The 24,815-nt window shown below is 51.3% G+C and carries 21 protein-coding genes; 13 read left to right on the top strand and 8 right to left on the bottom strand.

Translation table 11 applies throughout. The features are described from left to right. Positions 1–268: 268 nt before the first annotated feature. Positions 269–568 (top strand): hypothetical protein, encoded by a 300-nt coding sequence (locus LQ229_RS18385; RefSeq protein WP_230192525.1) that lies wholly within the window; start codon positions 269–271, stop codon positions 566–568. Between the two features lie 90 nt (positions 569–658). On the opposite strand, the gene LQ229_RS18395 is transcribed toward LQ229_RS18385, so the two are convergent. Further along, a complete protein-coding gene (locus LQ229_RS18395) occupies positions 659–1,012 on the bottom strand; it encodes a DoxX family protein (protein ID WP_216539685.1) in 354 nt (117 codons plus the stop codon). Between the two features lie 145 nt (positions 1,013–1,157). On the opposite strand from LQ229_RS18395, the gene LQ229_RS18400 reads away from it, so the two are divergent. After that, on the top strand, positions 1,158–1,523 hold the full coding sequence (locus LQ229_RS18400) for a helix-turn-helix domain-containing protein (protein WP_230192504.1): 366 nt from the start codon (positions 1,158–1,160) through the stop codon (positions 1,521–1,523). Between the two features lie 81 nt (positions 1,524–1,604). Next, complete coding sequence (locus LQ229_RS18405) at positions 1,605–3,539, top strand: FAD-dependent oxidoreductase (protein ID WP_230192505.1); 1,935 nt, start codon at positions 1,605–1,607, stop codon at positions 3,537–3,539. Positions 3,540–4,103: 564 nt separating this feature from the next. Here the strand turns inward: LQ229_RS18405 and LQ229_RS18410 are convergent. From LQ229_RS18410 to LQ229_RS18420, 3 genes are all read right to left on the bottom strand, one after another. Further along, entirely contained in the window at positions 4,104–5,432 is a 1,329-nt protein-coding gene (locus tag LQ229_RS18410; protein ID WP_230192506.1) for an ABC transporter substrate-binding protein, read from the bottom strand. A gap of 92 nt (positions 5,433–5,524) precedes the next feature. Beyond that, positions 5,525–6,361 (bottom strand): carbohydrate ABC transporter permease, encoded by an 837-nt coding sequence (locus tag LQ229_RS18415; protein ID WP_216539683.1) that lies wholly within the window; start codon positions 6,359–6,361, stop codon positions 5,525–5,527. After that, positions 6,361–7,248, bottom strand: coding sequence for a sugar ABC transporter permease (locus LQ229_RS18420; protein WP_216539682.1), 888 nt, complete (start codon positions 7,246–7,248; stop codon positions 6,361–6,363). The genes LQ229_RS18415 and LQ229_RS18420 overlap by 1 nt, the downstream gene beginning before the upstream one ends. Positions 7,249–7,452: 204 nt before the next feature. On the opposite strand from LQ229_RS18420, the gene LQ229_RS18425 reads away from it, so the two are divergent. From LQ229_RS18425 to LQ229_RS18445, 5 genes are all read left to right on the top strand, one after another. Continuing rightward, positions 7,453–9,270: a sensor histidine kinase gene (locus LQ229_RS18425; protein WP_216539681.1), complete on the top strand. Its 1,818-nt coding sequence runs from the start codon at positions 7,453–7,455 to the stop codon at positions 9,268–9,270. A gap of 3 nt (positions 9,271–9,273) precedes the next feature. After that, positions 9,274–10,905, top strand: a complete 1,632-nt coding sequence (locus LQ229_RS18430; protein WP_230192507.1) for a response regulator — start codon at positions 9,274–9,276, stop codon at positions 10,903–10,905. 1,052 nt (positions 10,906–11,957) lie between these two features. Next, complete coding sequence (locus LQ229_RS18435; protein ID WP_230192508.1) at positions 11,958–13,325, top strand: gluconate:H+ symporter; 1,368 nt, start codon at positions 11,958–11,960, stop codon at positions 13,323–13,325. A gap of 36 nt (positions 13,326–13,361) precedes the next feature. Continuing rightward, on the top strand, positions 13,362–14,192 hold the full coding sequence (locus tag LQ229_RS18440) for an alpha/beta hydrolase family protein (RefSeq protein ID WP_230192509.1): 831 nt from the start codon (positions 13,362–13,364) through the stop codon (positions 14,190–14,192). A 78-nt stretch (positions 14,193–14,270) separates the two neighbouring features. Next, on the top strand, positions 14,271–14,993 hold the full coding sequence (locus LQ229_RS18445) for a FadR/GntR family transcriptional regulator (protein ID WP_216539677.1): 723 nt from the start codon (positions 14,271–14,273) through the stop codon (positions 14,991–14,993). 79 nt (positions 14,994–15,072) lie between these two features. On the opposite strand, the gene LQ229_RS18450 is transcribed toward LQ229_RS18445, so the two are convergent. Continuing rightward, entirely contained in the window at positions 15,073–15,864 is a 792-nt protein-coding gene (locus tag LQ229_RS18450; RefSeq protein WP_216539676.1) for an SDR family oxidoreductase, read from the bottom strand. 92 nt (positions 15,865–15,956) lie between these two features. Next, on the bottom strand, positions 15,957–16,856 hold the full coding sequence (locus LQ229_RS18455; RefSeq protein ID WP_230192510.1) for a type II CAAX endopeptidase family protein: 900 nt from the start codon (positions 16,854–16,856) through the stop codon (positions 15,957–15,959). Between the two features lie 143 nt (positions 16,857–16,999). Between LQ229_RS18455 and LQ229_RS18460 the strand changes: the two genes are divergently transcribed. The 5 genes from LQ229_RS18460 to LQ229_RS18480 are packed head-to-tail and all read left to right on the top strand — an operon-like array spanning position 17,000 to position 22,548. After that, on the top strand, positions 17,000–17,653 hold the full coding sequence (locus tag LQ229_RS18460) for a TetR/AcrR family transcriptional regulator (RefSeq protein WP_216539674.1): 654 nt from the start codon (positions 17,000–17,002) through the stop codon (positions 17,651–17,653). Positions 17,654–17,667: 14 nt separating this feature from the next. Continuing rightward, positions 17,668–18,573 carry an ATP-binding cassette domain-containing protein gene (locus LQ229_RS18465; protein WP_356711263.1) on the top strand — a complete coding sequence of 302 codons (906 nt, stop codon included), beginning with the start codon at positions 17,668–17,670 and terminating at the stop codon, positions 18,571–18,573. A 4-nt stretch (positions 18,574–18,577) separates the two neighbouring features. Then, positions 18,578–19,414, top strand: coding sequence for an ABC transporter permease (locus LQ229_RS18470; protein WP_230192512.1), 837 nt, complete (start codon positions 18,578–18,580; stop codon positions 19,412–19,414). Positions 19,415–19,449: 35 nt separating this feature from the next. After that, the gene (locus LQ229_RS18475) at positions 19,450–21,768 is read left to right on the top strand and encodes an ABC transporter permease (RefSeq protein ID WP_230192513.1); all 2,319 of its coding nucleotides are present in this window, start codon (positions 19,450–19,452) and stop codon (positions 21,766–21,768) included. Positions 21,769–21,780: 12 nt separating this feature from the next. Continuing rightward, positions 21,781–22,548 (top strand): ABC transporter ATP-binding protein, encoded by a 768-nt coding sequence (locus LQ229_RS18480; RefSeq protein ID WP_230192514.1) that lies wholly within the window; start codon positions 21,781–21,783, stop codon positions 22,546–22,548. A gap of 96 nt (positions 22,549–22,644) precedes the next feature. On the opposite strand, the gene LQ229_RS18485 is transcribed toward LQ229_RS18480, so the two are convergent. Together LQ229_RS18485 and LQ229_RS18490 are read right to left on the bottom strand one after the other, a co-directional pair. Next, the gene (locus LQ229_RS18485) at positions 22,645–23,829 is read right to left on the bottom strand and encodes an aminotransferase class I/II-fold pyridoxal phosphate-dependent enzyme (RefSeq protein ID WP_230192515.1); all 1,185 of its coding nucleotides are present in this window, start codon (positions 23,827–23,829) and stop codon (positions 22,645–22,647) included. Further along, positions 23,822–24,760, bottom strand: coding sequence for a D-alanine--D-alanine ligase (locus LQ229_RS18490; RefSeq protein WP_230192516.1), 939 nt, complete (start codon positions 24,758–24,760; stop codon positions 23,822–23,824). The genes LQ229_RS18485 and LQ229_RS18490 overlap by 8 nt, the downstream gene beginning before the upstream one ends. Positions 24,761–24,815 lie beyond the last annotated feature (55 nt).

The raw sequence follows: 24,815 nt of genomic DNA on the forward strand, positions 1-24,815 counted from the left end.
CATTCCTTCTCCTCCTCGCTTCCATTCTCGCTCCACTTTGGCTTCATTGCTTCATCTTCACACCCTAATCGCCATTTCCCCTCTCCACTTCCGCTACTTTCATCACCCATTTTTTTACACTAACTTCAACTTCGCTTCATCTTCGGTTCTGTTTCGGCCCCTTTTCCGTTCCACTTCCGCTCCATTCCCTTTCTTATATCACTTCTTTTCTACTCCTTATCCACTTATTATCGCGCAAGCGTCAAAGTGCCCCCATCTTGAATTCAAGATGAGAGCTAAAATAAACTTCGACTATGATTTGAACACGCGGCAGGTCTGCGGAATGGAAGGCGACTATGACAAGAACCTCCAGCTCCCCCAGATATTTCAGATCCTCAAGTTGCGTCACCTGCTCGAGCAGGTCGCCAACTATGTTTCGGAAGACTTCCCCGGCTCGCGCAGCACCTGCAGGCATCGTCTCGCCAGCATACAGGAAGTCATGATTCAACAGCTATTCAGCGCGTGCGATCGGTTATCGGCGACAGCAAACGTGTTCGTTTCGTACATCATCCAGTTCGCCAATGTTTGACGCGGGATCGCCAGTCCCATGTGGGCGAAATGCTCCTCTTGCCGGTAAAGCGGCTAGATAATCCTAACATAACGTAGATATAATGCCGGCTTAAAAACGACCGATCGCAACGAATACTGTTAACGCGAAGAAGACAAGATTCACGCCGATCTCCCGGTATTCCTTACGTCTAACATGGAACAAGGCGCCGAATAGAACGACTGCGGCAAGTCCGGTTGCGGCAATTGGCGTCAACACAGGCGCGATATTGACCGCTTGGGGCAGAATGATTCCGAGTGCCCCCAACAATTCCGCTAACCCGATAAAGACGACGAACGCTTTTGAAACATCTTTTACCCATCCCCAAGACTCCTTGGCTTTTTCATGCCGAAACGCCTTCATCCAACCTGAGTAGAGAAAACCTAGTGCTACAAGCCCTTGAACGATCCAAATTGCGATATTCATGAACGGTTCCAACCTCCTGACTGTTTTTTCGACATTCCCTAAAGGTATAATAGTCTGTAGCATTTGATTTAAGGAAGTAGGCACTTTATTTAAACCTGGTAAACAAAAAGTTACCTAACAGAGCAATGGGATGCAGGAGGTCTCAATGAAAGAATATTGTAAATTTGAATCGGCACTGGATATTCTAATTGGAAAATGGAAGCCTGTCATTCTGCTTCAACTTATTTCAAACGGTACAATGAGATTCAACGAGCTTCAAAAGGCAATACCGAATATAAACAAAAGGATGCTCACCCAACAATTAAGAGAACTTGAGCATCACGATATCGTACATCGCGAGGTTTATAAACAAATCCCTCCGAAAGTAGAATATTCGATTTCGGATTACGGCAAAGGTTTAAGCACGGTGTTGCAGGCATTGAACGATTGGGGAGCGGCTCATGCGGAGCATATGAATGCGCTATACGGGGGAGATCGGCCGGCGCTCTCCAAGTCATCCGAGGAAAAATAAACTAATAGTCTAATTTCCTATAGACTGCCATTACAAAGTCGCCTATAATGTGAGTATACTGGTGTGAAGGAGCGTGAACGCTTGAGCAAGCCGATGCGAAAAGCAACGCTGAAAAAGCGGGAATTCGTGACCGAAATCGCTTTGAACCTGTTCATCGAGAAAGGTTATGAAAACGTATCCGTCGACGAAATCATCGCTGCCACGAACACATCAAAAGGTACATTTTACCACTATTTTGACAGCAAAGAAGACATTTTGCGGGAGGTATTCCGTAAGCAGAATGCCGTAGTCGAAGCATGGCTGCATGAACCGCCGTCCAAAGTTCAGTCGCTGGAAAGCCATATTAACCGGCTATTCCTCAACTTGGCGCATAACATCGGCCAGTATCCGAAGTTAATTCGCAGCATGACGACGCTGACGTTGCAGCATCCTGAAAGCGATTCCGGCGAGCGGGATCCTTACCGCTACTTGTACAACAGCATTTTGCACTGGCTCCCCGATCCGCGCAAAGCCAATTTGCTCGTTGCCGCCTATGTGGGAACGCTAACGTTATGGTGTACCCGGAACGGCGCCGACTTAACGTCGCTGATCCGCGACAACTTGGCGATCGTTTGGGCAGGGCTAAGGTCGGAAGAACCGGTAGCGCCAATTTACATCGAGGAGAACGCGAAGGGAGATTGTAAAATGAAAGTTGCAATCATCGGCGGAGGATTGGCTGGATTAACGGCTGCCGCTTATTTATCAGACTGCGAGTCTATTGAAGGTGTATTATTCGAGCGCAGCCCTCATCTAGGCGGGCGTGCCTTTACTTACGAAAAATCCGGATTTACGTTAAACTACGGCGCCCATGCCATTTACGGCATCGACCGGCATACGATTTCCGCGCTGGAAAAGGAATTGGGCTTATCCTTCAGCAGCAAGCAAGTCGACAAACGGAAAGTCATGTATGCGAAAATGAACAAAATTACGCCGGCGCCGCTCGATTTCGTCAACATCATGAAGACCGAAATTTTAAATCCGATGGAAAAAATGCGTTTCGTCGGCGAAATTGCGGCGATTATCGGACATATCCATCAATTGAAAAATTACGAGACGCTCGGCGATTACTTGGCGGAATCGAATGCCAGCGAAGAAGTGAAGGAACTGTGGGAACATCTTGTTTGTTCGAATTTTTTCATTGCGCCGGAAGACGCCCGCAAAGTGCCGGGCCCGGTGATTAGCGAATACTACCATAACCTGTTTCTATCGCAGCGTCCCGTCAACTACATTCTCGGAAGCTGGGCCGTCATTACGAACCAGTTAAAGCAAAAAATCGAAAGCTCCGGGCGCTTCGAAATCGCCCTGCAGGAAAGCGTCGACAATATTCGCTACGAGAACAGGCAATATATTTTGAAGACGAAAAACCGGGAGCTTACATTCGATCGCGTCATCTTCGCCATGCCGGTGCAGCAAGTTACGAAATTGTTGAAAAACACGCCGTGGGAACCGTTCCTCGCGCCATACGAGAACAATACGGCAACCGAAGTCATGGTGTACGATATCGGGCTGTCGCGCGTCGTCGCCAAGCCGTTCCATTATATTAGCGACATGAACAACAAAATGTTCATCAGCGACGTGTCGGCTACCGACCATACGCTCGTTCCGGAAAACGGCCAATTGCTGCAAGGCATCGCGTATTTGAACGATAACTTCGAAGATGAGAACGAACGCAAAGCGTATTTGGAAGAAAAAGTGCAGTTGATGGAAAGTTTATTCGACCAGCATTATCCGGGCTGGCGCGAAGCGATCGCCGTCAAACGGATGTCGAAAAAGGCGATGGTTGCCAGCGTCAAAAATATCGCGACAAACCGGCTGCTGCCTACTCGTCTCGAGAGCGTTCCTTTCTACTTCTGCGGCGACGGCTGCAACGGGAAAGGCGAACTGGCCGAACGCGCGTTTTTCACCGCCCGCGAAGTCGGCCGGACGCTCGTCAAGGAAGCCGAGCAGATGAATCAAGAACCTGTACTATCGCGATAAAATGAATTCAAGAAGAGCCTTTCGGGGCTCTTCTTTTGCGTCGTCCGGGCAACAGTCCCACTGACCTTTCGAATCCTCCTTATGCCCCCTTCTGTCGATATCCCGGTCATTCAGAACGAGTCGGACGCCCGCAATCCGACGGCTTCGGCACGCTCAATCGCTGTATCTGCAAGTTCAAAATGAAGGTTTAAAGGTCCGGAGCATCCGTCTTCTGATCAAAGGGGATATCGACAAAAGGGAAGAATGATAAGAATTTCTCGAAACCGTGGGCCAATCTTGCAAGCCTCGGTAGCCGCTTATTGGAAAACGTACAGTAGAAATTGGAAATCTGTTGCGTAAATCAAGCTTTGGTTGGAAAATATCCAATGAAATTCGCGCAGTTTTCCGATTTTCGCCTTTGTTCTATAGATTTCGTTGGATCATTTCCAATGAAAGGGCGAATTCCTCGTCCCAAACGAAGAAAACATTGGATAAATTCCAACACAGGCACTATTTCATGACCGATTGAGATCGCTCAAAGAAACAAGCGACCCCCTCGTTTTTCCCGAAGGGGCCGCATACCCGTTACTTCAAACTCTCCCAAGTTTTCTGGAATTCGTCCAGCATCTGATCTTTCGTTAGTTGTTTGCCGATATAGCCTTGCATAATATCCCCGAATTTTTTGCTCGACGCTTCGCCGCCCGGGAATTTGAACCAGTTCCAGGTCAACGTTTTATCCTCGGCCACATATTTCATAATATCCGCGGCAAGCGGCCCTACTACGTTCGCATCGACCGGAATCGATTTGAATGCCGGAATAAATTTGAATTCGTCGGTGATGAACTTTTTGCCGGTTTCGGATGTGACCATCCAGTTCAGGAACGCTTTCGCTTCTTCCTTGACCGGCGAATCTTTGTAAATGACCCAGTTGTTCGGCACGCCGACTTGAAGCTTATCGGAAGCCGCCGCATCGTCATTGATCGGCATCGGCAGGAAACCGATGTTAATATCCGGATTCGTGTTGGAGATTTGCACTTGCGTCCAGTTTCCTTGCTGCGTCATCGCCGTTTTGCCTGTGGCGAAATCGGTCACCTGCGTGTTGTAATCCGTTTGCAGCGGGTTTTTATTGCCGAATTTCAACGTCAAATCGAACAGCTTCACCCAATTTTCGAATACCGGGTTGCCCGGAATTTTTTCCGTACCGTCATACAAGCCTTGTATAAATTTATCCGGATCCGGCTGGTTGGAGAACGGAACGTTCACGAAATGGTTCCCGAGCACCCACCACTCGCCGTATCCGTTTTCGAACGGCGTAATTCCATTGTCCTGCAGCTTTTGCGCAACCGCTTCAAGCTCGCTGAACGTCTTCGGAAGCTCTGTAATGCCGGCTTTGGCGAATAAATCTTTATTGTAAATATAGCCGTATCCTTCCAAGCCGACAGGCATGCCGTACAGTTTGCCATCCTTCGTCATGCCGTCTCCCGAGCCTTGCGCCAAGTCGCCGATCCACGGCTGGTCGGACAAATCTTCCAAATGCTCGAGCCACAAATCGAGATCGGAAAATCCTCCGTTATTGAAAATATCCGGCCGGTCCCCAGAGTTAAACTTCGCTTTTAACGCCGCGCCGTAATCCGCGCCTCCGCCGACCGTTTCGACTTCAATTTTGACGCCGGTTTCTTTCTCGTATTCGGCCACTAAGCGGGATAACTGTTCGGCAATTTCCACCTTGAATTGGAACATTCTAATTTTGACGTCTTTTTTCTCGCCGCCGCCTTCCGTCCCAACGGTTTCAGGTTCCTTGGCACCGCCGCCGGTCTCGGGCGCGCCTCCGTTGCTCGCGCCTTTGCCGCCGCAAGCCGCAAGCAAAGCAACCACCATCGTCAAAACGAGCAGCATCAACGATGTCTTTTTCACTGATGAAAACCTCCCTTTATTCTTGACTATATTATATCGTTAACCCCAAAACGACTGGAGGATTAACCCAAACCTTAATCTTAATCTTAACCTTATCCTTTCACCGAACCGGCCGTAATGCCGGCGATAATATGCTTTTGCAAGGACAGAAAGAACACGATGATCGGTAAAATACCGAGCGTTAACGCCGCCATAGCCAAATCCCATTGCTTCGTATATTGGCCGAAGAATGCGTATGTCGCCAGCGGGATCGTCCGCAGGCTCGGACTATGCATCATCAGCGACGGGAGCAGATAGTCGTTCCAAATCCAAAGCGTGTTCAAAATAATGACCGTAATCGTAATCGGCTTCAGCAGCGGGAAGACGATTTTCCAGTACAAGCCGTATTTGCTGCATCCGTCCACGACGGCCGCCTCCTCGACTTCCAGCGGAATGCTTTTCATAAATCCGTGGTATAGGAACAGATTGAGCGAGACCCCGAATCCAAAATAACAAATGATCAGTCCGTACATGCTATCCATCAGTCCGGCGATGTTTGCCACGCGCACAAGCGGGATCATAATCGATTGAAACGGGATGACCATGGCGGCTACGAACAGCAGAAATGCGATACGGTTGAACCGCGACGGATAGCGCAATATCCGGTAAGCGGCCATCGAGCTAATTACCGCCAGGCCAATGTTGCTAAGTACGGTAATAAGCAAGGAGTTGGTAAATACTTTCGGAAAGTCGATAATGCTCCAAACTCGCGTATAGTTATCCAATGTGAAGTTGGTCGGCAAACTGGCCGTATTGACCTGCAAATCCGCAAACGTCTTAAACGAGTTGACGATCAGAAAGTAGAACGGAACCAAAAAAATGAGAGCCAGCAATACGCCCGCGATTTCTAGAATGAACTTGTTTACCGTATATTTGCCTTCCCCCAGCATTACACCTCAACCTCCTTTTTCTTCGTGTACGCGACTTGGATCAAGCTGATCAGCGCCACGGCGACGAAGAAAATTAAGGATTTGGCGGTGCCCAAACCGTACTTGTCGTTGCGGAACGCTTCCTGGTAAATATTAAGCGCCACCGACTCGGTCGAATTGAACGGGCCGCCTTTCGTGAGCGAGAGGTTCAGGTCGAACATTTTGAACGCCCACGAAATCGTTAGAAACAAGCAAATGGTAAACGCCGGCATAATGAGCGGAATCGTTATGCGCCGCAATACTTGCCAGCGGTTCGCCCCGTCGATCGTGGCCGCTTCCAGCATATCTTTCGGAACGTTGCCGAGCGCCGCGATATAGATGATCATCAAATACCCGGCTCCTTGCCATACGGCTACGATGACAATGCCCCAGAACGCCGTCGGCGCGTCGCCCAACCAAGGCAGTTCGAAGAATCCCCAACCCGTCGCTTCGCCGATCGCCGAGAATCCTTTGACGAAAATAAATTGCCAAATAAATCCGAGCAGCAAGCCGCCGATGACATTCGGCATAAAGAAGACGGTGCGCAGCACATTTTTCGATTTCAACGCTTGCGTCAGCAGCAGCGCCAGGGCGAAGCCGACGACGTTGGTCAGCACGATCTCCGCGACGGAGAACCGGATCGTAAACCAGAAGGCGTTGCGGAAATCGGTATCGTTCATAATGATGTGCTTGTAATTGTCGAATCCGATGAAGTTCATATTCGAGCTGATGCCGTTCCACTCCGTAAACGAATAGTAAATATTCATCAGGAAGGGGATGATGACGATGACCGCAAAAAACAACAACGCCGGACCGACAAACACCCATTGATGCATAAGATTTCCTATTCCAGGCTTCCCTCTATTCATTAGAAGCGCCTCCTTATCGAGAATTGGGAGGTATCGAGTATGTTCATTGTAAAATGTTTCTTGCCGGTAAAACACCTCCTCCTTTGCGCATATGGTGCACTATTTTGTTATAATGTAAGCGATTGCTATACATGGAGGAGCCTGTAGTGTTTAATAGAGGTTGCATTAATAAGAAATAAGGCGAACTTAGACGGAGGGGATCCCATGTTTACGGGTAGTCTGCGCAACAAATTGATGCTCTTGATGCTGATCGCCACCGTAGTGCCGCTTGCCACCTCGATCCTCATTACCCACTTGTTTACGCAGGAGCGACTGTCGGAGAAAGCGGTGAAAGACAACTCCAACTTGCTCTATCAAGGTAAAACGAATCTGGTCAATTATTTGCAAACGATGCAGCTCATGCCCAAATCCATATACAACAACGAGCCTTTAATGGAAATTTTGAAAAACCGCACCAAAAATTTTTTCTCCGAACTGGAATTGTATAATACGGAACGCGAAATCTTGATGGCGCTGCATGCGATCGAGTTTTCGCTTGCGGACGTAAGGCAAATCTATCTCTATTCGGCTCAGGCGGACCGTTCGTATCTATATAACAAGCGATTGATTATTCCCGATGCCAATGGTTCTCCTTACCGGCAGCCCTTTGTGACCGAGCGGCAAAGCGAAGTAATTCCGCCGCATCCGATGCATACGTATGGCAAAAGCTATCTGCAAACGAGCAAGCCGCAAGTCATTACGTTTCATCACGCCTTGTACGATCTGTTTCCGAAGACGGCGCTCGGCACGCTGTCGATCGATATTAGCACCGATACGATCAAACGAATCTCCGAGGAACTGTATACCCGCGGCGAAGAGGAACTGTACATTATCGACGCGGCCGGTTCCGTCATTTACGCCCCCGATGCGGGCATCTTCGGCCGGCAGTTGACCGATCCATGGGTTCGGCGGCTGCAGCAGGAAACGAAAGCGGGCGTCAGCAATTCGTTCCGCATGGAGGACGGCTCTTATGCCGGCATCTATATTTTCGAGAATATCCATCTTCCCTACTTGGATTGGACGATCGTCAAGCGCATACCCGACTCGATACTGTATAAAACGGAGCGGCAGCTCTCCAGCATCAACCTCGTCATCGGCCTGATCTTTCTCATCGTCGCCATGATCGTGACGGTCTTCATTTCGATTAAAATGACGGCTCCGATCGGGCAATTGATCGGCTATATTAATAAAATCAAGCTTGGGAATATGAATGTGGACATTCAGATGAACCGCAACGACGAACTGGGCACGCTCGCCTTGCGCTTCAAATCGATGATGCATACAATCAACGAGTTGGTGCTGAAAGAATATAAATTGGAAGTCGCCAACAAAACAAATGAACTAAAGGCGCTGCAGGCGCAAATTAACCCGCATTTTTTGAACAATGCGCTGCAATCGATCGGCGCGCTCGCTTTACAGCAGCAAAACCGCGAGGTGTATTCCCTCATCTCCTCGCTCGGCAGAATGATGCGGTACAGCATGAATACCGACGAGACGATGGTGCCGCTCAAGAGCGAGATCGATTACGTGAAAGCGTACTTGAAATTGCAAAAGCAAAGGTTCCGCGATCAATTCGCCGAACAGCTCGAGGTCGAACCGGAGACGGAACAGCTTCTTATTCCGAAGATGATTATCCAGCCGCTCGCCGAAAATTATTTTAAACACGGTTTTATGGGCGGCAATGAAGAAAACCGCATAAGAATTCGTTGCTTTATTTCACCCGAGACCGGCAGGCTGCATATTGAAGTTTGCGACAACGGCTTCGGCATCGGCGAAGAGGAATTGAAGGCGATGCGGCGGCGATTGGAGGACTTCAAACGGGAAGCATCCGATCCGTCCGAACATATCGGGCTAGTCAACGTATTGTCGCGGCTCAATCTCTATTACCGTGAATACGCGCAGATGACGGTCGAGCGCGCGGAGCCGCAAGGATTCCGCGTCGTGCTTATCATTCCCGTCTCGCATACGGAAGGAGGAGTCTAACCTATGAAAATTTTGATCATCGACGACGAGCCTCCCGTTCGGGAGTCCATCCGGCTTCTGATACCGTGGGATCGGTATGGAGTGCAGGAAGTCATGGAAGCTTGCAGCGGCATGGAAGCGATTGAAATCATGCAAAGGGAAAAACCGCAAATCGTCTTCACCGATATCCGCATGCCGGGGATGGACGGCATTGAAGTGTTGAAGTGGATTCACGAACACGACGAACGGATGAAAGTCGTCATTATTAGCGGCTACAACGATTTTCATTATGTACGCAGCGCGCTGAAATTCGGCAGTTTCGATTATATTCTGAAACCGATTGACGAAGAGGAGTTAACGGAAGTATTCGAGAAGGCGCTCGCCTGCTGGAACCGGGAAGAGCAGACGAGAACGAAGACCCAGGAGATCCATATGCGGGCGAATCAATATAAGCCCGTATTAGCCGACAATTTGTTCTCGCGGCTCATTCAAGATCCCGACCAGTATAGCGCGGTCTCCCGCACGCTGCAGGAAGAATACAATATCGGGCGCGAGACGCGCCAATGCCGCGCGGCCGTCATTACGCTCGATGTGCTCGATTTCGGGTTGCGCCGCAAATTCGCCTTTGCGCTTGATCTGCTCATCTTTTCGATTGCGAATATTTGCAATGAACTGATGCAGAAAGACAATACGGGGCTCGCTTTTCAAAATTGGAACGACAAAAACGAAATCGTGCTGCTGTTTTTCAAACGTTTACCCGATGTGCCGCAGTTCGTCGCGCAAATTCAGGAAGCGTTGTATACGGCGCTGCGCGGCCGTTTCTATATCGGCATCGGACGAACGTCGCCATTTCCGCAAGGCTTGCCCAGAGCGTATTCCGATGCGCGAACCGCATTGAAACAGCGCAATTTGCTGGAACGGTTCCAGTACGAGCATTATTACAACGACCAGCAGTTCGTTCCGCATCAGGTTCCTTTATCCGATTATGCCGATCGGCTGCTGTTCGCAATCCGGCGCAACGACGCCGATTCCGTCCGGGCATTGCTAATGGAGTGGGCGCGGAAAGCGGGCGAACTGCCTTCGATCACCGTGCGGCAGCTCGAATTGTGGTGGCAGGAGTTCGTATTGCTGCAGTCGAAATGGGCCAAAGAGATCGATACGATGCCGGATCCGACGGACCCGTCGGTCGGGTCGGACCTGCCGATGCTGATTGAGGCCGATCTGTCCTTTGCCCTTCCGTTAAACGAATGGGAGGAGCTGTCGCTGGAAGTATGGGTCGACAAAATGGCAGAGATGTTAAGCGAAACGGGCCGTCTCTTCGAACGGCGCCAGCAGGCGAATACGATCCACGAAATTAAACAATATATTCGCGCGCACTACTGCGAGGAATTGAATTTGCAAAAGTTGGCGGAGCAATTTTATTTAAGCCCAAGCCATATTTCGCGCACGTTCAAACAACAATTCGGCGAAAATTGGACCGATTTCGTCTCCCGCCTGCGGATCGACCGCGCCAAGGTGCTGCTCGCCGATTCGGAACTGAAAATATCGTCGATCGCCAGCAGCGTCGGCTACCAGGACGAGAAATATTTCAGCAAGGCGTTCAAACGTTTCGAAGGGCTGTCGCCGAAGCAATTCCGCAAGCTGCATTTGAAGTAGCGGCGCGCGTGGGGGGCGAGAGCGCGTGGCTCGCGCGGGGCTGCTGCGCAGAGCGCACGGGGCGCGGCGCGATAGGGGCGCTGGGCCGGCGGGGGGCGCACGAGGCACTGCAAACCCACGCGAGGCGGATGCCGGGCGCCACGGGGGCGCAGGACGAGCGTGTGCCGCGCTCGGGTTGCGCCGGGCGCACGAGGCGCGGCGCGCGTGGTGGGCGAGAGCGCGTGGCTCGTGCGGGGCTGCTGCGCAGAGCGCACGGGGCGCGGCAGGAGCGCTGGGCCGGCGGGGGGCGCACGAGGCGCGGCACGGCAGGGGCGCTGGGCCGGCGGGGGCGCGGGGCGAGCGTTTGAACTTGCGCCGGCAACGGGCGACGCCATGCGCCCTGCCCGCGAGCCCAGAATCGCCGGTCGAGCAATGTGAACGGAAGCGAGCGCCCTTATTTTCGTTTTTTTAGCACAATTGAAATTTTAACGGAAGCAGGAGACGCTATTTGCTTGTAAATGGGTCAAAAAGACGTTCTATCCGCACAATAACGTCCCCTAGATCCGTTACATGTTGCAAACCCCCTATTGAGCTGAAATAACGGCTGTGAGTTCCGCTAGAAGTTCAACGACATCGAACAAGCCGTGCGAAAAGCGAAACGGGCCCAAGCGCCGTTGGATTTGATCCAACGGTTTTTCCGTCTGAATTGAAATGTCCGTCCTTTCGTTGGATTTTGTCCAACGAAAACCGCATAATCGCACCCAAATAACAAAACTAAGCCTCATACGTTGGACATTTTCCAACAGAGACCCGCTTCAATCGAAAAATCCGCGTTTTTGACTGGACGATTTCCAACAGACGATAAACACTCGGTGCAAAATCCCCATGTGGAAAATCCCCAGTTGACAATCGTATCGAATGGGCATATACTGAAACAACACATTAGTTGTGTTATATGAAATGAATACAAAAACGCCGTAATTACTGCAAACAAAACTCACAACACATTAGTTAAGTTATATCAAATTCATTTCGTTCACACAGCTACTATTTTCTACAGGGGGGAATCACAAATGGACACGACTTTCGTCGCGGACCCAACCAGACTGGTCATTGTTGCATTACTGGGGCTTGCATTGCTTTTGTTTCTAATTATCAAGCTCAAACTTCACTCTTTAATTTCCATCTTGATCGCCGCGGCATTTATCGGTTTCGGCTCCGGCATGCCAATCGACACGGTTTTGAAAGCGTTCTCAACCGGAATCAGCAACACGCTCGGCTCCATCGCGCTGATCGTCGGGCTCGGTTCCATGTTTGGCGGATTGCTTGCGGCTACGGGAGCCGCCGAGGTGCTGGCCAACACCTTGATCGGCAAATTCGGCGAGAAAAGAGCGGTTTTCGCCATCGGCATTACTTCGCTGCTCGTCGGGATCCCGGTCTTTTACGACGCCGCATTCATCATCCTGCTGCCTCTTGTCTTTCAAGTCGCCAAGCAAACGGGCAGATCGGTCTTGGCATTCACCATACCGATGATTGCCGGCATCGGCTTGTCCCAGATGATCGCCCCGACTCCCGGTCCCATTCTTATTTCCGGGCAGCTCGGCGCGAACCTCGGCATTATGACGCTTATCGCCGTTATTGTCGTTATCCCTTCCTGGGTAGTATCGGGTTATTTTTTGGGGAAAATCGTCGGCAATAAAATGTTCGTCCCGGTACCGGAGACGTTCCTTTCCAGCGAGAAAGACAGCAACGTCAAAGAGGTTTCGTTTGGCACCGTACTGTTCATTATTATCGCTCCCATTTTGCTCATTTTGCTTAATACGGGTTCGGCCATGATTCAATCCGAATCGGACGCCATCGTTGCGATCAAAGCGATTTGCAAATTTATCGGGCAGCCTTTCGCAGCGTTGACGATCGCCAACATTCTCGCCATTTACTTCTTGGGGATTCGGCGCGGTTTCAAAGCCGAGCAGATCGAGAAGATGATGACAAAAGCGCTGAACCCCGTTGCGGTCATTATTCTCGTTACGGCCGGCGGCGGCGTCCTCAGATATATGCTCGAATATTCCGGAACGGGAACGTTGATCGGCGACTTCGTCTCAGGCTTGAACATGCCGATGATCGTCGTGGCGTTCGTCATCGCGGTTGCGCTGCGAATCTCCGTCGGCTCCGCAATCGTCTCCATGACGATGACTGCGGGCATTTTGGCGGCTATGCCGCAAACGGCGGCGCTTTCCCCGACATATCTTGCGCTCGTAGGCCTGGTTATCGCCAATGGCGCTTCGTCGTTCTCGATCGTCAACGATTCCGGGTTTTGGATGTTCAAGGAATATTTAAATCTCGATATTAAATCTACCTTTAAATCCTGGACCGTCTTTACAGGCGTTTCGGCCCTTGTCACTTTTTTCATTCTACTGATTATCAGCTTCTTCGTTTCATAATTTCATTTTCATAAAAATAAAAGGATGGTTTTAAGCATGGCACTTATCAATTGCAACTTTTTTTCGTACACATTAGGAATGGACAGCTCCATGACAGTGCTTCTTCCGGAGAAGAGACAGCAGCCTCATGTCCCGAACCCGGACAAAAAATATCCCGTGCTCTATCTGCTGCACGGCCATTCCGACGACCATACTTCCTGGCTCCGCAAAAGTCTGATCGAACTGCTGGTGAGAGATTACGATATTATCGTCGTAATGCCGAACGCTCATCGAAGCTTTTATACGGATAGCAAACACGGCCACCGCTATTTCGAGTTTTTCTCGCAGGAACTGCCGATCGTGGTAAGCAATTTCTTCCCGGCCTCCGATAAGCGAGAAGACAATTATGTCGCCGGCCTGTCCATGGGAGGTTACGGAGCTTTGAAATTGGCGCTGAATTGTCCCGATCGTTTCGCCGCGGCCGGCTGCCTTTCCGGCGCAATCTCTCCATCGGAAGCTTTGGAGGCGGCAAGTCGGAACTCGATGTTTACCGTTTCGGATTTTGAGGATAATTTCTATAACGTTTTCGGCGGAAAAGAAGAATTGGCCCATACGGCAAACGACCTGTTCCACATCGCCGGCGAACTGGATACAAAGGACGTTCCCAAACCTATCATTTATCATAGCTGCGGAAAAAGCGACCCACTATATCAAACGAATATCGCCTTCCGCGATTTTATGCTGAAACGCACTTCCTTCGACTATACTTTCGAGGAAAGCGACGGCGGGCATGATTGGGCATTTTGGAATCGCGAACTGGCGGTAATGCTTCGAAAATTCGGCATCGTTAACGACGCTAAGGGGTTGGAGGATCCCTCTTTCCTATAGCCTTCCCTTTCATTGACTAGCTCCGGCTTTAATAGTATACTTCGGGTAAAGTTTCGGGGCGAGTCAGGTGAATGCAAGTTGGAAAATAAACGTCAAAGCATCGTTGACAAAGTCTACCATTATTGTTTGAATAAAATCGAAACGGGCGAATGGAAAGCCGGAACCAAAATTCCGTCGGAAAGCGAATTGCATGCCGAGCTTGGCATCAGCAAAGTCAGCATTCGCGCGGCTCTACAAATGCTCCGCACCATGGGACTGATTACGACGCATCAAGGGAAAGGCTCTTTTGTATCCAATTATATCAACCAAGCCGATTCGACGCCCAATCGCATTATTGTCAATTTTACCGACAAGGAACTGCTCGACATGACCGAGTTTCGGGAAGCGATCGAGGTCAAAGCTGTGGAGCTTTGCATTCGCAACGCTACAAGGGAGGATATGGAAGAAATTGAAGCCGCCCTCGCCGACATGGAGAAAAATACCCATGATTATAAAAAGTACTCCAAAGCGGACGTGCGATTCCATCTGGCTATTTTAAAAGGAGCCCACAATAAGGTCTTGTCTCATTCCGTCATGTCCATCCAAAGCGATTACGTCCATTATCTCGACGAGTTGAACAGGGTGTTCGCGGAGCATAATTTGAAAGACAGCTATAAACTGCATAAACAAATTTACGAATCGATCCGGATGAAGGACGAAAAACTTGCGGTTAGTCTGGTCATGTTAAACTTGAGACGAAACGTTCTGCGAATAAAAAGGAAATTATCCGGGGAAGATCTGAACGATTATCTCCATCTTTAAAAGAAGAGGAAGATGCTTGCCGGCCAGCAAACATCTTCCTCTTTGACCTTTCACGCACATCGCGCCGCCCCGCCCGCGCTTACATCGCCTTCACGACTCCGCCGTCAATCAAGAGCGCTTGCCCGGTCATATAGCTGTTGGCCGGGGAGGCGAGAAACGCCGCCAGCCGCCCGAATTCCTCCGGCTCGCCGTAACGGCCGAGCGGGATGCGGGCCGCTTCTTGCGCCTGAATCTGCGCGAGCGGCATGCCGGCCGCCTCGGCTTGAATGCCGTCCAAGTGCAATACCCGATCCGTCGCAAACCGGCCCGGACCGAGCGTATTAATCAAGATGCCGCTCGGCGCCAGCTCGGACGCGAGCGATTTGGCCAGGCCCATGACGCCGACGCGAAACGTTGTGGACAGCAGCAAATTGTCGATCGGCTGCTTCATGGACGTCGACGTGAAATTGACGATGCGCCCGAAACGCTGCTTGCGCATATAAGGCAGCGCCTCGCGAATCGAACGAACGAAACTGAGCAGCGTCAATTCGAAGCCTTGCTGCCACTGTTCGTCCGTCAACCGGTCGAACGTGCCCGGCGCCGGGCCGCCCGCATTGTTGATCAGAATGTCCACGGCGCCGAAACGTTCCGCCGTCTCCCGCACGATCCGCGCGATATCGTCCGCCTTCGTTACGTCGGCTTGTACCGCAAGCGGTTTCCGCCCGCCGGCCGCCGCTTCCAGCTCCTCCGCCGCCAGCCGCAGCGTCTCCTCGCTCCTGCCCGATAGCGTCACATTCGCGCCTTCCTTGGCCAATTGCAGCGCCGTCGCCTTGCCCAATCCTTTCGACGAAGCGAGCACGATCGCCGTCCGGCCTTGCAACTGCAAATCCATCGCTTTCACTCCTTGTCTGCTGAGTCGTTCATACATGTATTGTACTACGATTCCCGGAGCGCCGGAAATATATCTAATCCGAACCGGCATCCTTACGGAAACCGTCTCAAGGATGCCGTTTGCGAACGAGACATTTTCGGCATCCACAACACGACGGCCATAATCGTCCATAACAGCAGCGAGACGAGACCCGCTTCGCCCGCCACATAGTTCCACCCTTCCTGTTTCTCGTAAAAGACGCTCTCCCAAAACGTACGTTGATGATTGATGACCGCGTGAAACAGCACTAACGGCCAAATGCTGCCGCTCCGGATTCGAATCCAGCCCATAACGGCGGACAAAGGCAGCAGCGTCAACGTAAACAGGGCCATGTTGATTCCGACGTCGCCCGCATCGTTATACCCCGCGGCATAGAAGGGATAATGGTAGAACGCCCAGATCGCACCGGTAACAAAAACGGCCCCTCGCTCCCCGAAGATATCCGTTAGCCGCGGCTGCAAATATCCCCGCCATCCAACCTCTTCGGTCAAAGCGAATACTAGCGGCATGAGCAGGAACAACGGCGCGCTCGTCGCACGCAAAATCATCATAAAACGGTCCCCTTGCGTGACGCCTTCCGGCAACGAAGCGAGGGCGGGCAAATCCGCCAAGCCAAGCAGCCATGCCGTCAAAAAGCTGAACATAACGGGGATGCCGGCCAATAGAGCAAAAAGATGCCAGCGAATTCCCCCCAATTTCTTCAAGCCTAACGGCTGCGGCTTTTCTTCCCGCATGCGGAATAGCAGTCGCACCAATATGACTCCCAGCAGCGGCGTAGCCTGGCCGATCGCCTGAATCAACTCGATGCCGGAGAAAATGCACACTGTCGTCGCAATATATACAAAAGCGATAAAGACATACAAATCGCTGTACGATTTTTTGAACATATCCAACTTCCCCCGATTCCGAAACGGATTGTCTTCCTTCATCATAGCCGCCGTTCGCCAATTCATGTATCGATTTCCCTTACATTCGAACATTCGAAGCTTACATTATTGAAAGACGGCCTTTGTCTCCCCGTTGACTTTACGCCTTCCATAATGTTACAATCACGTTAACTGACCGACGGTCGGTCTATAGAGTGGGAGGAATACGAATGAGAATTACGAAAAAACCTGACGAACGAAGAAACGAAATATTGGACGCGGCCGAGTCGCTTTTTACCGCAAAAGGATATTCCGCCACGACCATTCAAGATATTTTGCAAAAGGTGGGAATTGCCAAAGGGACGTTCTATTACTATTTCCAATCCAAGGAGGAAGTGATGGATGCCATCGTCATGCGTTTCATCGACATGGGGGTCCACGCAGCCAAATCGATCGCCTCCGATCCCGAATGGAATGCGCCCGAGAAACTGTTCCGGATTCTAATGGCGCAGAAACCGGATACCGGACGGAAGGAACCGATGATCGAGCAATTGCACCGGATTAATAATGCGGAAATGCACCAGAAAAGCTTGGTGGAAACGATTCTTCAACTGACTCCGGTATTGACGGAGGTGATCGAGCAAGGCGTCGCGGAAGGCGCGTTTCAGACTCCTTATCCGAAAGAGACAGTGGAATTTTTGCTCGTATCTTCCCAGTTTTTATTTGATGAAGGAATTTTCAAGTGGGAGCCTCATGAGTTGATGCAAAAAGCAACGGCCTTTGCGTATCTGGTTGAAACGACATTGGGGGCAAAGAAAGGCAGCTTTCTTTATTTGCTTGACATGCTGGCGCAAGGTCCGAAGAATCCTACGGAAAGCGGGTAATCGGAATGGATCCTATGATTGTGGTCAAGGATTTTGTGAAACGGTACGGCGATTTCACGGCGGTCGACCGGGTTTCCTTCGAAGTGGAGCGCGGGAGCGTCTTTGCTTTTCTGGGACCGAACGGCGCGGGCAAAAGCACTACTATCAACGCCTTATGCACGATGATCGACAAAACTTCCGGCACATTGCTGATCGACGGCAAAGATGTCGGCCGGGAGCAAGACGCGGTCCGAAGCGTCATCGGCGTTGTGTTTCAAGACTCCACCCTGGACAACAAAATGACGGTGGAAGAAAATTTGAACATGCATGGCCATTTTTACGGCATACCCAAATCGATCATGCGCGAACGGATTCATTCCGTCCTGCGAATCGTCGACTTGACGGAACGGAAGAAAGCGATGGTCGGCAACTTGTCGGGGGGCATGAAGAGACGGGTCGAAATTGCCAGAAGCTTGCTGCATTCGCCAAAAGTATTGTTTCTGGACGAACCTACGACGGGGCTCGATCCCCAGACGAGAGCGAATATTTGGGAGTATATTCTCAAGCTGCAGCAGAAAAACAATGTCACGATTTTTCTCACGACTCACTACATGGATGAAGCCGAAATTTGCGATAAGGTCGCGGTGATGGATCATGGCCGAATCATTGCGTTTGACGAGCCGCAAGTTTTAAAAAAGCGATACACCAAAGATAAAGCGCATATCGTCACCGGAGATGAGCAAGCCTTAGAAGCCTTGCTGCGGGACTACCGGTTCGCCTTCCATCGCAATTCCGCCGCTTATGAAGTCGAGTTGAGCGATTTGTCGGGTTTCATGGACATCATCGAACGGCATCGGCCGGCGCTTCAAGACTTGGAGATTCGCAAAGGAACCTTAAACGATGTGTTCCTGGAATTGACGGGCAAGGATATAAGGGGGTAGGAACATGCGAGTTATTGCGGCATTATGGTTGAGAAACGTGAAGCTGTTTGTCAGAAATCGGGTACAGCTTGTGTTGATTTTGATCATGCCTTTTTTCTATTTATATTTGTTGAGCAATATCTTTCAAAGCACCGCGATTGACAACCCCGTTCCTTATGTGTTGGCCGGCATTGTCATCATCGTCGTGTTTCAGACGTCGCTCAATATCGCCTCTTCAACGATTGAGGATATCGTTTCCGGTTATATGAAAGAAGTGTTGGTCAGCCCTGTCAAGAGAATCCAGATCGCGGTCGGCCAGATGCTGTCCTCGACAACGATCGCCACATTCCAAGGGATTATGATTTTGATCGCAGGTTATTTTATCGGCTTGAAATATTCGTCCGTCCTTACCCCATTGGCCGCCGTCGGCTTCATGATCGTCGCGGGGCTTGTCTTTTCGGCATTCGGATTGTTTCTCGCAGCATCCGTGAAACAATCGCAAACGTTCCAGATCGTGTCGATGGCCGTGACGACGCCGATTACGTTTCTATGCGGCGTGTATGTCCCCTTAAGCCTGCTGCCTCAAGGCCTGCAAATTCTCGCCCTATTGAATCCGATGACCTATGCGGCGGCCTTTTTCAGAGCGCTTAGTTTGGAAAAGATGTCATTGCCCGCAGACGACTTAATCGCGGAACAGTTGGCGTTCCAGATCGAACGTTTCGTCATTACGCCGCAGGTAAGCGCCGTCATCGTATTGACATTCGGCATATTATTCGTGCTGCTCTCGACGATTGCCTTCTCCAGGGCGGACTTCACCAGCATCAACCGCACCAAAGGGAGCAAAGATATTTTCCAGCAGTAGGAAGGAGCCAAGATCGCCGCATGCTAATCAACCTATTGAGAAAAGACACGCTCAGACAAAAAGGCGTCATTTTCGCCTTGCTTGTCTTTATTTCGTTATCCGCTTGTCTCGTTGCGAGCGGCTCGATCATGATTGCGGAATTATCCCGTTCGTTGAACGCGTTGTTCGCGAAGGCCGACGCCCCGCATTTTGTCCAGATGCATGCCGGAACCATCGATGAGGCCGATTTCGACGATTTCGCCTCCGGCAACCCCCTTGTAAAAAAGAAACAGATCGCGGAGATGCTCCTCGTCGACGGATCGAATATAACGATCGGCAGCGGCGCCGCGACGGAAAAAACGAGCGTTATGGACCATTACTTTGTCAAACAAAATCGTTCCTTCGATCTTTTGCTCAATCTGGACAACGAACCCGTACGGGTTTCGCCGGGAAGCATTGCGGTTCCGGTCTACTACATGCAGCGGAAAAACTTGAATGTCGGCGATAAAGTCGCCCTCGCGGGCGCTTCGTTTCGCATGGATCTCACCGTTTCCGACTTCGTCCGGGACGTTCAGATGAACCCTTCGATCGTTCATTCCAAACGCTTTGTCGTCCATGAAGCCGACCTGGATACGCTCGCAAAGAATCTGGGCGAAACGGAATACTTGATTGAGTTCCAGCTTACGAATCCAGGCAAATTAAGCGAATTCAGGCAGGCGTACGAATCGTCCGGCTTACCCGGAAAGGGGCCGAATGTCGATGATCGATTGTTCAAAATGCTGCATGCGATTACCGACGGTATGGTCGCTGCCGTAATCATATTGGTCAGCTTGCTGCTGAATATCATCGCGCTTCTCTGTATCCGGTTTACGATTCTCGCGGTCGTTGAAGAAGATTATCGGGAAATCGGGGTCATGAAAGCGATCGGAATCGGGCAACGCGACATCAAGAAGATGTATCTGCTGAAATATGTCGCGCTCGCCGCTTTCGGTTGTGCGATCGGCTATGCGGCATCCTTGTTTCTCAAGCCGTTATTTACATCCAATATGATGCTGTACCTCGGCACGGCTCCGGGCAGCTTTCTCCCGCAACTCATTCCATTCGTTGCCGCGGCCGTGATCTTCTTCATTATCGTATCGTTCTGCAGATTTATCTTGAGGAAGTTCGATCGCATCTCGGCCGTCGAAGCGTTGCGGTCGGGAAACGTCGGCGAGAGCCGGATTCATGCCGCATTCCTGCCTTTGCATCGAACGAAACGGGTGCATGTCCCTCTTTTTCTCGGGATAAGGGATGTTCTTCAGCGCTTCAAAATGTACCGACTATTGCTCTTTATTTTTTGCATATGTTCCTTTATGGCGATCGTTCCGCTCCATTTCCTGAATACGGTTCAATCCCCCGATTTTATCAAGTATATGGGAATCGAACGAAGCGATCTGCGAATCGATATGCAGCAAGCGGACATTGGAGCGTTTCACAGCATTGTCGACTATATAAAGAACGATCCGGATATCGAGCGTTTCTCGCCGAAAGTCACCAGCCGGTTCGAGGTCGTCCGCGAGGACGGCATCCGGGAAAATATGACGGTGGAAACCGGAGATTTCTCGATGTTCCCGCTGGAATATGTGCAAGGGGGCCCTCCCCTCCGCGACGAAGAAATCGCGCTCTCCTACCTGAACGGCAAGGAATTGGGGAAACAGGTGGGCGATCGCCTCCGGCTCGTTGTTCATGGGCAAGAGAAGGAAGCGGTCGTGAGCGGGATTTATCAGGATGTGACGCACGGCGGACGAACGGCCAAAGCGATATGGCCTTTCCGGCCCGAAACGGCGCTTCGGTATGAAGTCAGCTTGGATGTGAAACCGCATATCGATGTCGGCGCTAAAACGGACGAATACGCCAAAGCCTTCTACCCGGCCAGAGTAACGGATTTGAAGGGATATTTAACGCAAACTTTCGGCGGTACGATACGACAGCTCAAACTGTTTACGATGATCGCTTTTGCGGTCGCCCTGTTCGTCGCCATTCTCATAACCTCCTTGTTTCTCAGGATGGTATTGGCCAAGGACGAGACGCAAATCGCGATTATGCGAAGCATCGGCTTTTCGTTCAACCATATTCGAACGCAGTATTTGGCCAGGACGCTGCTGCCGCTCGGGATCGGGATCATTCTCGGAACCGTCGTCGCCAATACGCTCGGGGAACGAATGGCCGGCGCACTCATGTCGTTCATGGGCGCCGCCCGAATCGAGTTTGCTATCGATCCGGTTCAAGCTTATCTTGTTTGCCCGCTCATTTTCACGCTGGTTGTGGCCATTGCCGCGTTATTGAGCCTATTATCGATCGAAAAAACCAGCATCGCGAGAATCATTGCAAATTAGGAGAGGGATTGTATGGGGATTGTATTGGAAGCGAGAGCGTTGCATAAAACGTATGCCGTCGGCAAGCAGAACAAACAGCATATCCTGAAAAACGTGAACTTGCAGATGAAGAAAGGAGAGTTTGTCGCGGTCATGGGGCCGTCCGGGTCCGGAAAGTCGACGCTGCTGTACAACGTCGGCGGCATGGATCGAATGACCTCGGGAAGCGTTGCGTTGAACGGGCAAGAAATTACCGGGCTGTCCGAACGGGAGTTGTCCGAACTTCGTTTGCATTCCATGGGATTTATTTTTCAACATCATTATCTATTAAAAAACTTAACTCTTCTCGACAATATCATTCTGTCCGCGTATATGGCGAAAAAAGGCAGCCGACGCCAAATCAACCAACGAGCGATGGAGCTCATGCGCAAGACCGGCATTGCCGAGCTGGCCGATCGCGATATCACGCAAGCTTCCGGCGGTCAGCTGCAGCGGGCGGCCATCTGTCGGGCGCTGATCAATCATCCTGATATCGTCTTCGGCGACGAGCCTACGGGCGCGCTCAATTCCAAAGCCGCCGGCGAAGTCATGGACATATTGGCCGATTTGAACCGAACCGGAACGGCGATTCTATTGGTGACTCATGACGTCAAAGTCGCAGCCAGAACGGAACGGGTTCTTTATATGCTGGACGGAAGCCTTGTCGGCGAACTGCCGCTGGGGAAATGCGGCGCAGGAAACCGCGATTTGAAGACGCGGGAAGAGAAGCTGTCGCGCTGGTTGATGAAGATGGACGAGTAGAGCCGTATACCACACGTATGTGAATCATAACGCTGGTGCAAAAAATGGGAACCGCAAGCGAGAGGCTAATCTCGTTTGCGGTCCTATTTCGTTCCATCAAACCGGCTGCATCGCCTGCATAAACTTTCCCATCCGCTCCAGCGCCTTCTCCAAATCGACAAGCGAGGTCGCATAGGAACAGCGAATAAAGCCCTCTCCGCCCGATCCGAATACATGTCCCGGCACGACCGCCACCTTCGCTTCCTTAAGCAGCCCAAGAGCGAACTGCTCGGATGACATGCCGGTAGAAGCAATGGAGGGAAAGGCATAGAAAGCCCCTTCAGGCTCATGGCAAGCCAGCCCGATTGCATTCAAGCCGGCTACAAACAGCTTGCGGCGTTCATTGTAGCTCGCCATCATCTCATCTTTGGCAGCCAAGCCATGACGCAACGATTCCAGCGCGGCGATCTGTGCAATGGTAGGGGCGCACATGATCGTGTACTGGTGGATTTTCAGCATGCCGGCGATCAACTCGCGCGGGCCGCAAGCATAGCCTACCCGCCAGCCTGTCATCGCAAACGCTTTGGAAAAGCCGCTTATAACGATCGTACGCTCCTTCATGCCTGGCAAGGAGGCGATGCTGACATGCTTCCTCCCATAAGTCAGTTCGGCATAAACTTCATCCGAAATGACAACCAAATTATGTTTGATAATGACGTCGACAATCGACAGCCAATCCTGCTCTGTCATCACTGTTCCGGTCGGATTACACGGATAATTGATCATCAAAGCCTTCGAATAGGGAGTAATCGCCGCTTCCAGCGCTTGCGGAGTCAGCTTGAACCGGTCCGCTGCCGTTGCCGCCACTTCCACGATTTTACCGCCATGCAGATGGGCAATCGGTTCATAGGCAATATAGCTCGGCGCCGGAATCAGCACCTCATCGCCCGGATCGATCACCGACCGCAGCGCCAGGTCGACGGCTTCGCTGCTCCCCACCGTCACGATAATTTCCTGCTCAGGATCGTAGGAAAGCGCGAAGCTGCCGGCATAATAAGCCGAAAGCTCCTCCCGCAGCTCCATCAGGCCGGCATTTGAAGTATATTTCGTGCGCCCTTCGCGCAATGCCTGAATGCAAGCTTCGCGCACCATTTCCGGGGTAACGAAATCCGGCTCTCCGACTCCAAGGGCGATTGTATCTCCGCCTGCCGCATTCAGATCGAAAAACGCGCGAATGCCCGATGGCCGAATATCCTGTACACGCGAGGATAAAAACCGCCCTGAACCCTCTTCGTTACGCATATTGCACCATCCCCCATTCCTGTGTCCGCTCATGGAGCGAGGCGGCGATAATGCGGTCCAGCAGTTGTGCAAAGGTCATACCCGCTGCGGCTGCGCTCTTCGGAAGCAGGCTGCCTGCGGTCATTCCCGGCAAGGTGTTTACTTCCAGCACGTAAGGAACATCCTGATACAAAATCATATCGACCCTTGCGTAGACCTTGCACTGCAACAACCGGAAGCTGACAAGCGCTGTCTCGCGCACGCGCCGCTCTATAACGGGAGGAAGCTGGATTACCTTCTCCTCGGCGCCGTCGATTTCATATTTCGCTTTGTAGTCGAACCACTCCGAATGCGCGGGGCGAATGCCGATCATCGGCAATACCTCGCCATCCACAATCGAGCAGGTCAGCTCCGTACCTTTCATATAGGGCTCAATCAAGATCGCCTGATCCAAACTGCAAGCCTCCCGAACAGCCGGCAGCAGTTCCATCTCATGATGCACAAGCCGGATGCCGATGCTGGATCCCCCCGCATTCGGCTTCACAATAACCGGGTAACCCAGTTGCTCCACCGCCTGCGGATCATAATCGTCCATCCCCTGCCAGCAAAGTCCTGCAGGCGTATGCACGCCCGCTGCCCTCAGCAACATCTTGGATAGCTGCTTATTCATGCATAAGCTGCTTGCAAGAACACCGCTTCCTGTATACGGAATGCCCAGCGTCTCCAGCGCTCCCTGCACCGTACCGTCCTCGCCATATCGTCCATGCAGCGCCAATAGCGCAAGATCGATGCCTGCCTGTTGAACTTGCGCGATGAGATCCGCTCGCCGATCGATCACAATCGGAATCGCCTCATAACGGCTGCGATCCAAATGATTGATCATCTCTTGGCCTGTCTTCAGCGAAACCTCGCGCTCGGAGGAAATACCGCCCATAATCACGCCAACTTTCATCACGACACCTCTTCTTCTTTAAAAATCGTTACACGCTTACGGATTGTTCTTCCGA

Origin of the sequence: Paenibacillus sp. CECT 9249 (assembly GCF_918697855.1) — a bacterium.
Classification (GTDB): Bacteria; Bacillota; Bacilli; order Paenibacillales; family Paenibacillaceae; genus MSJ-34.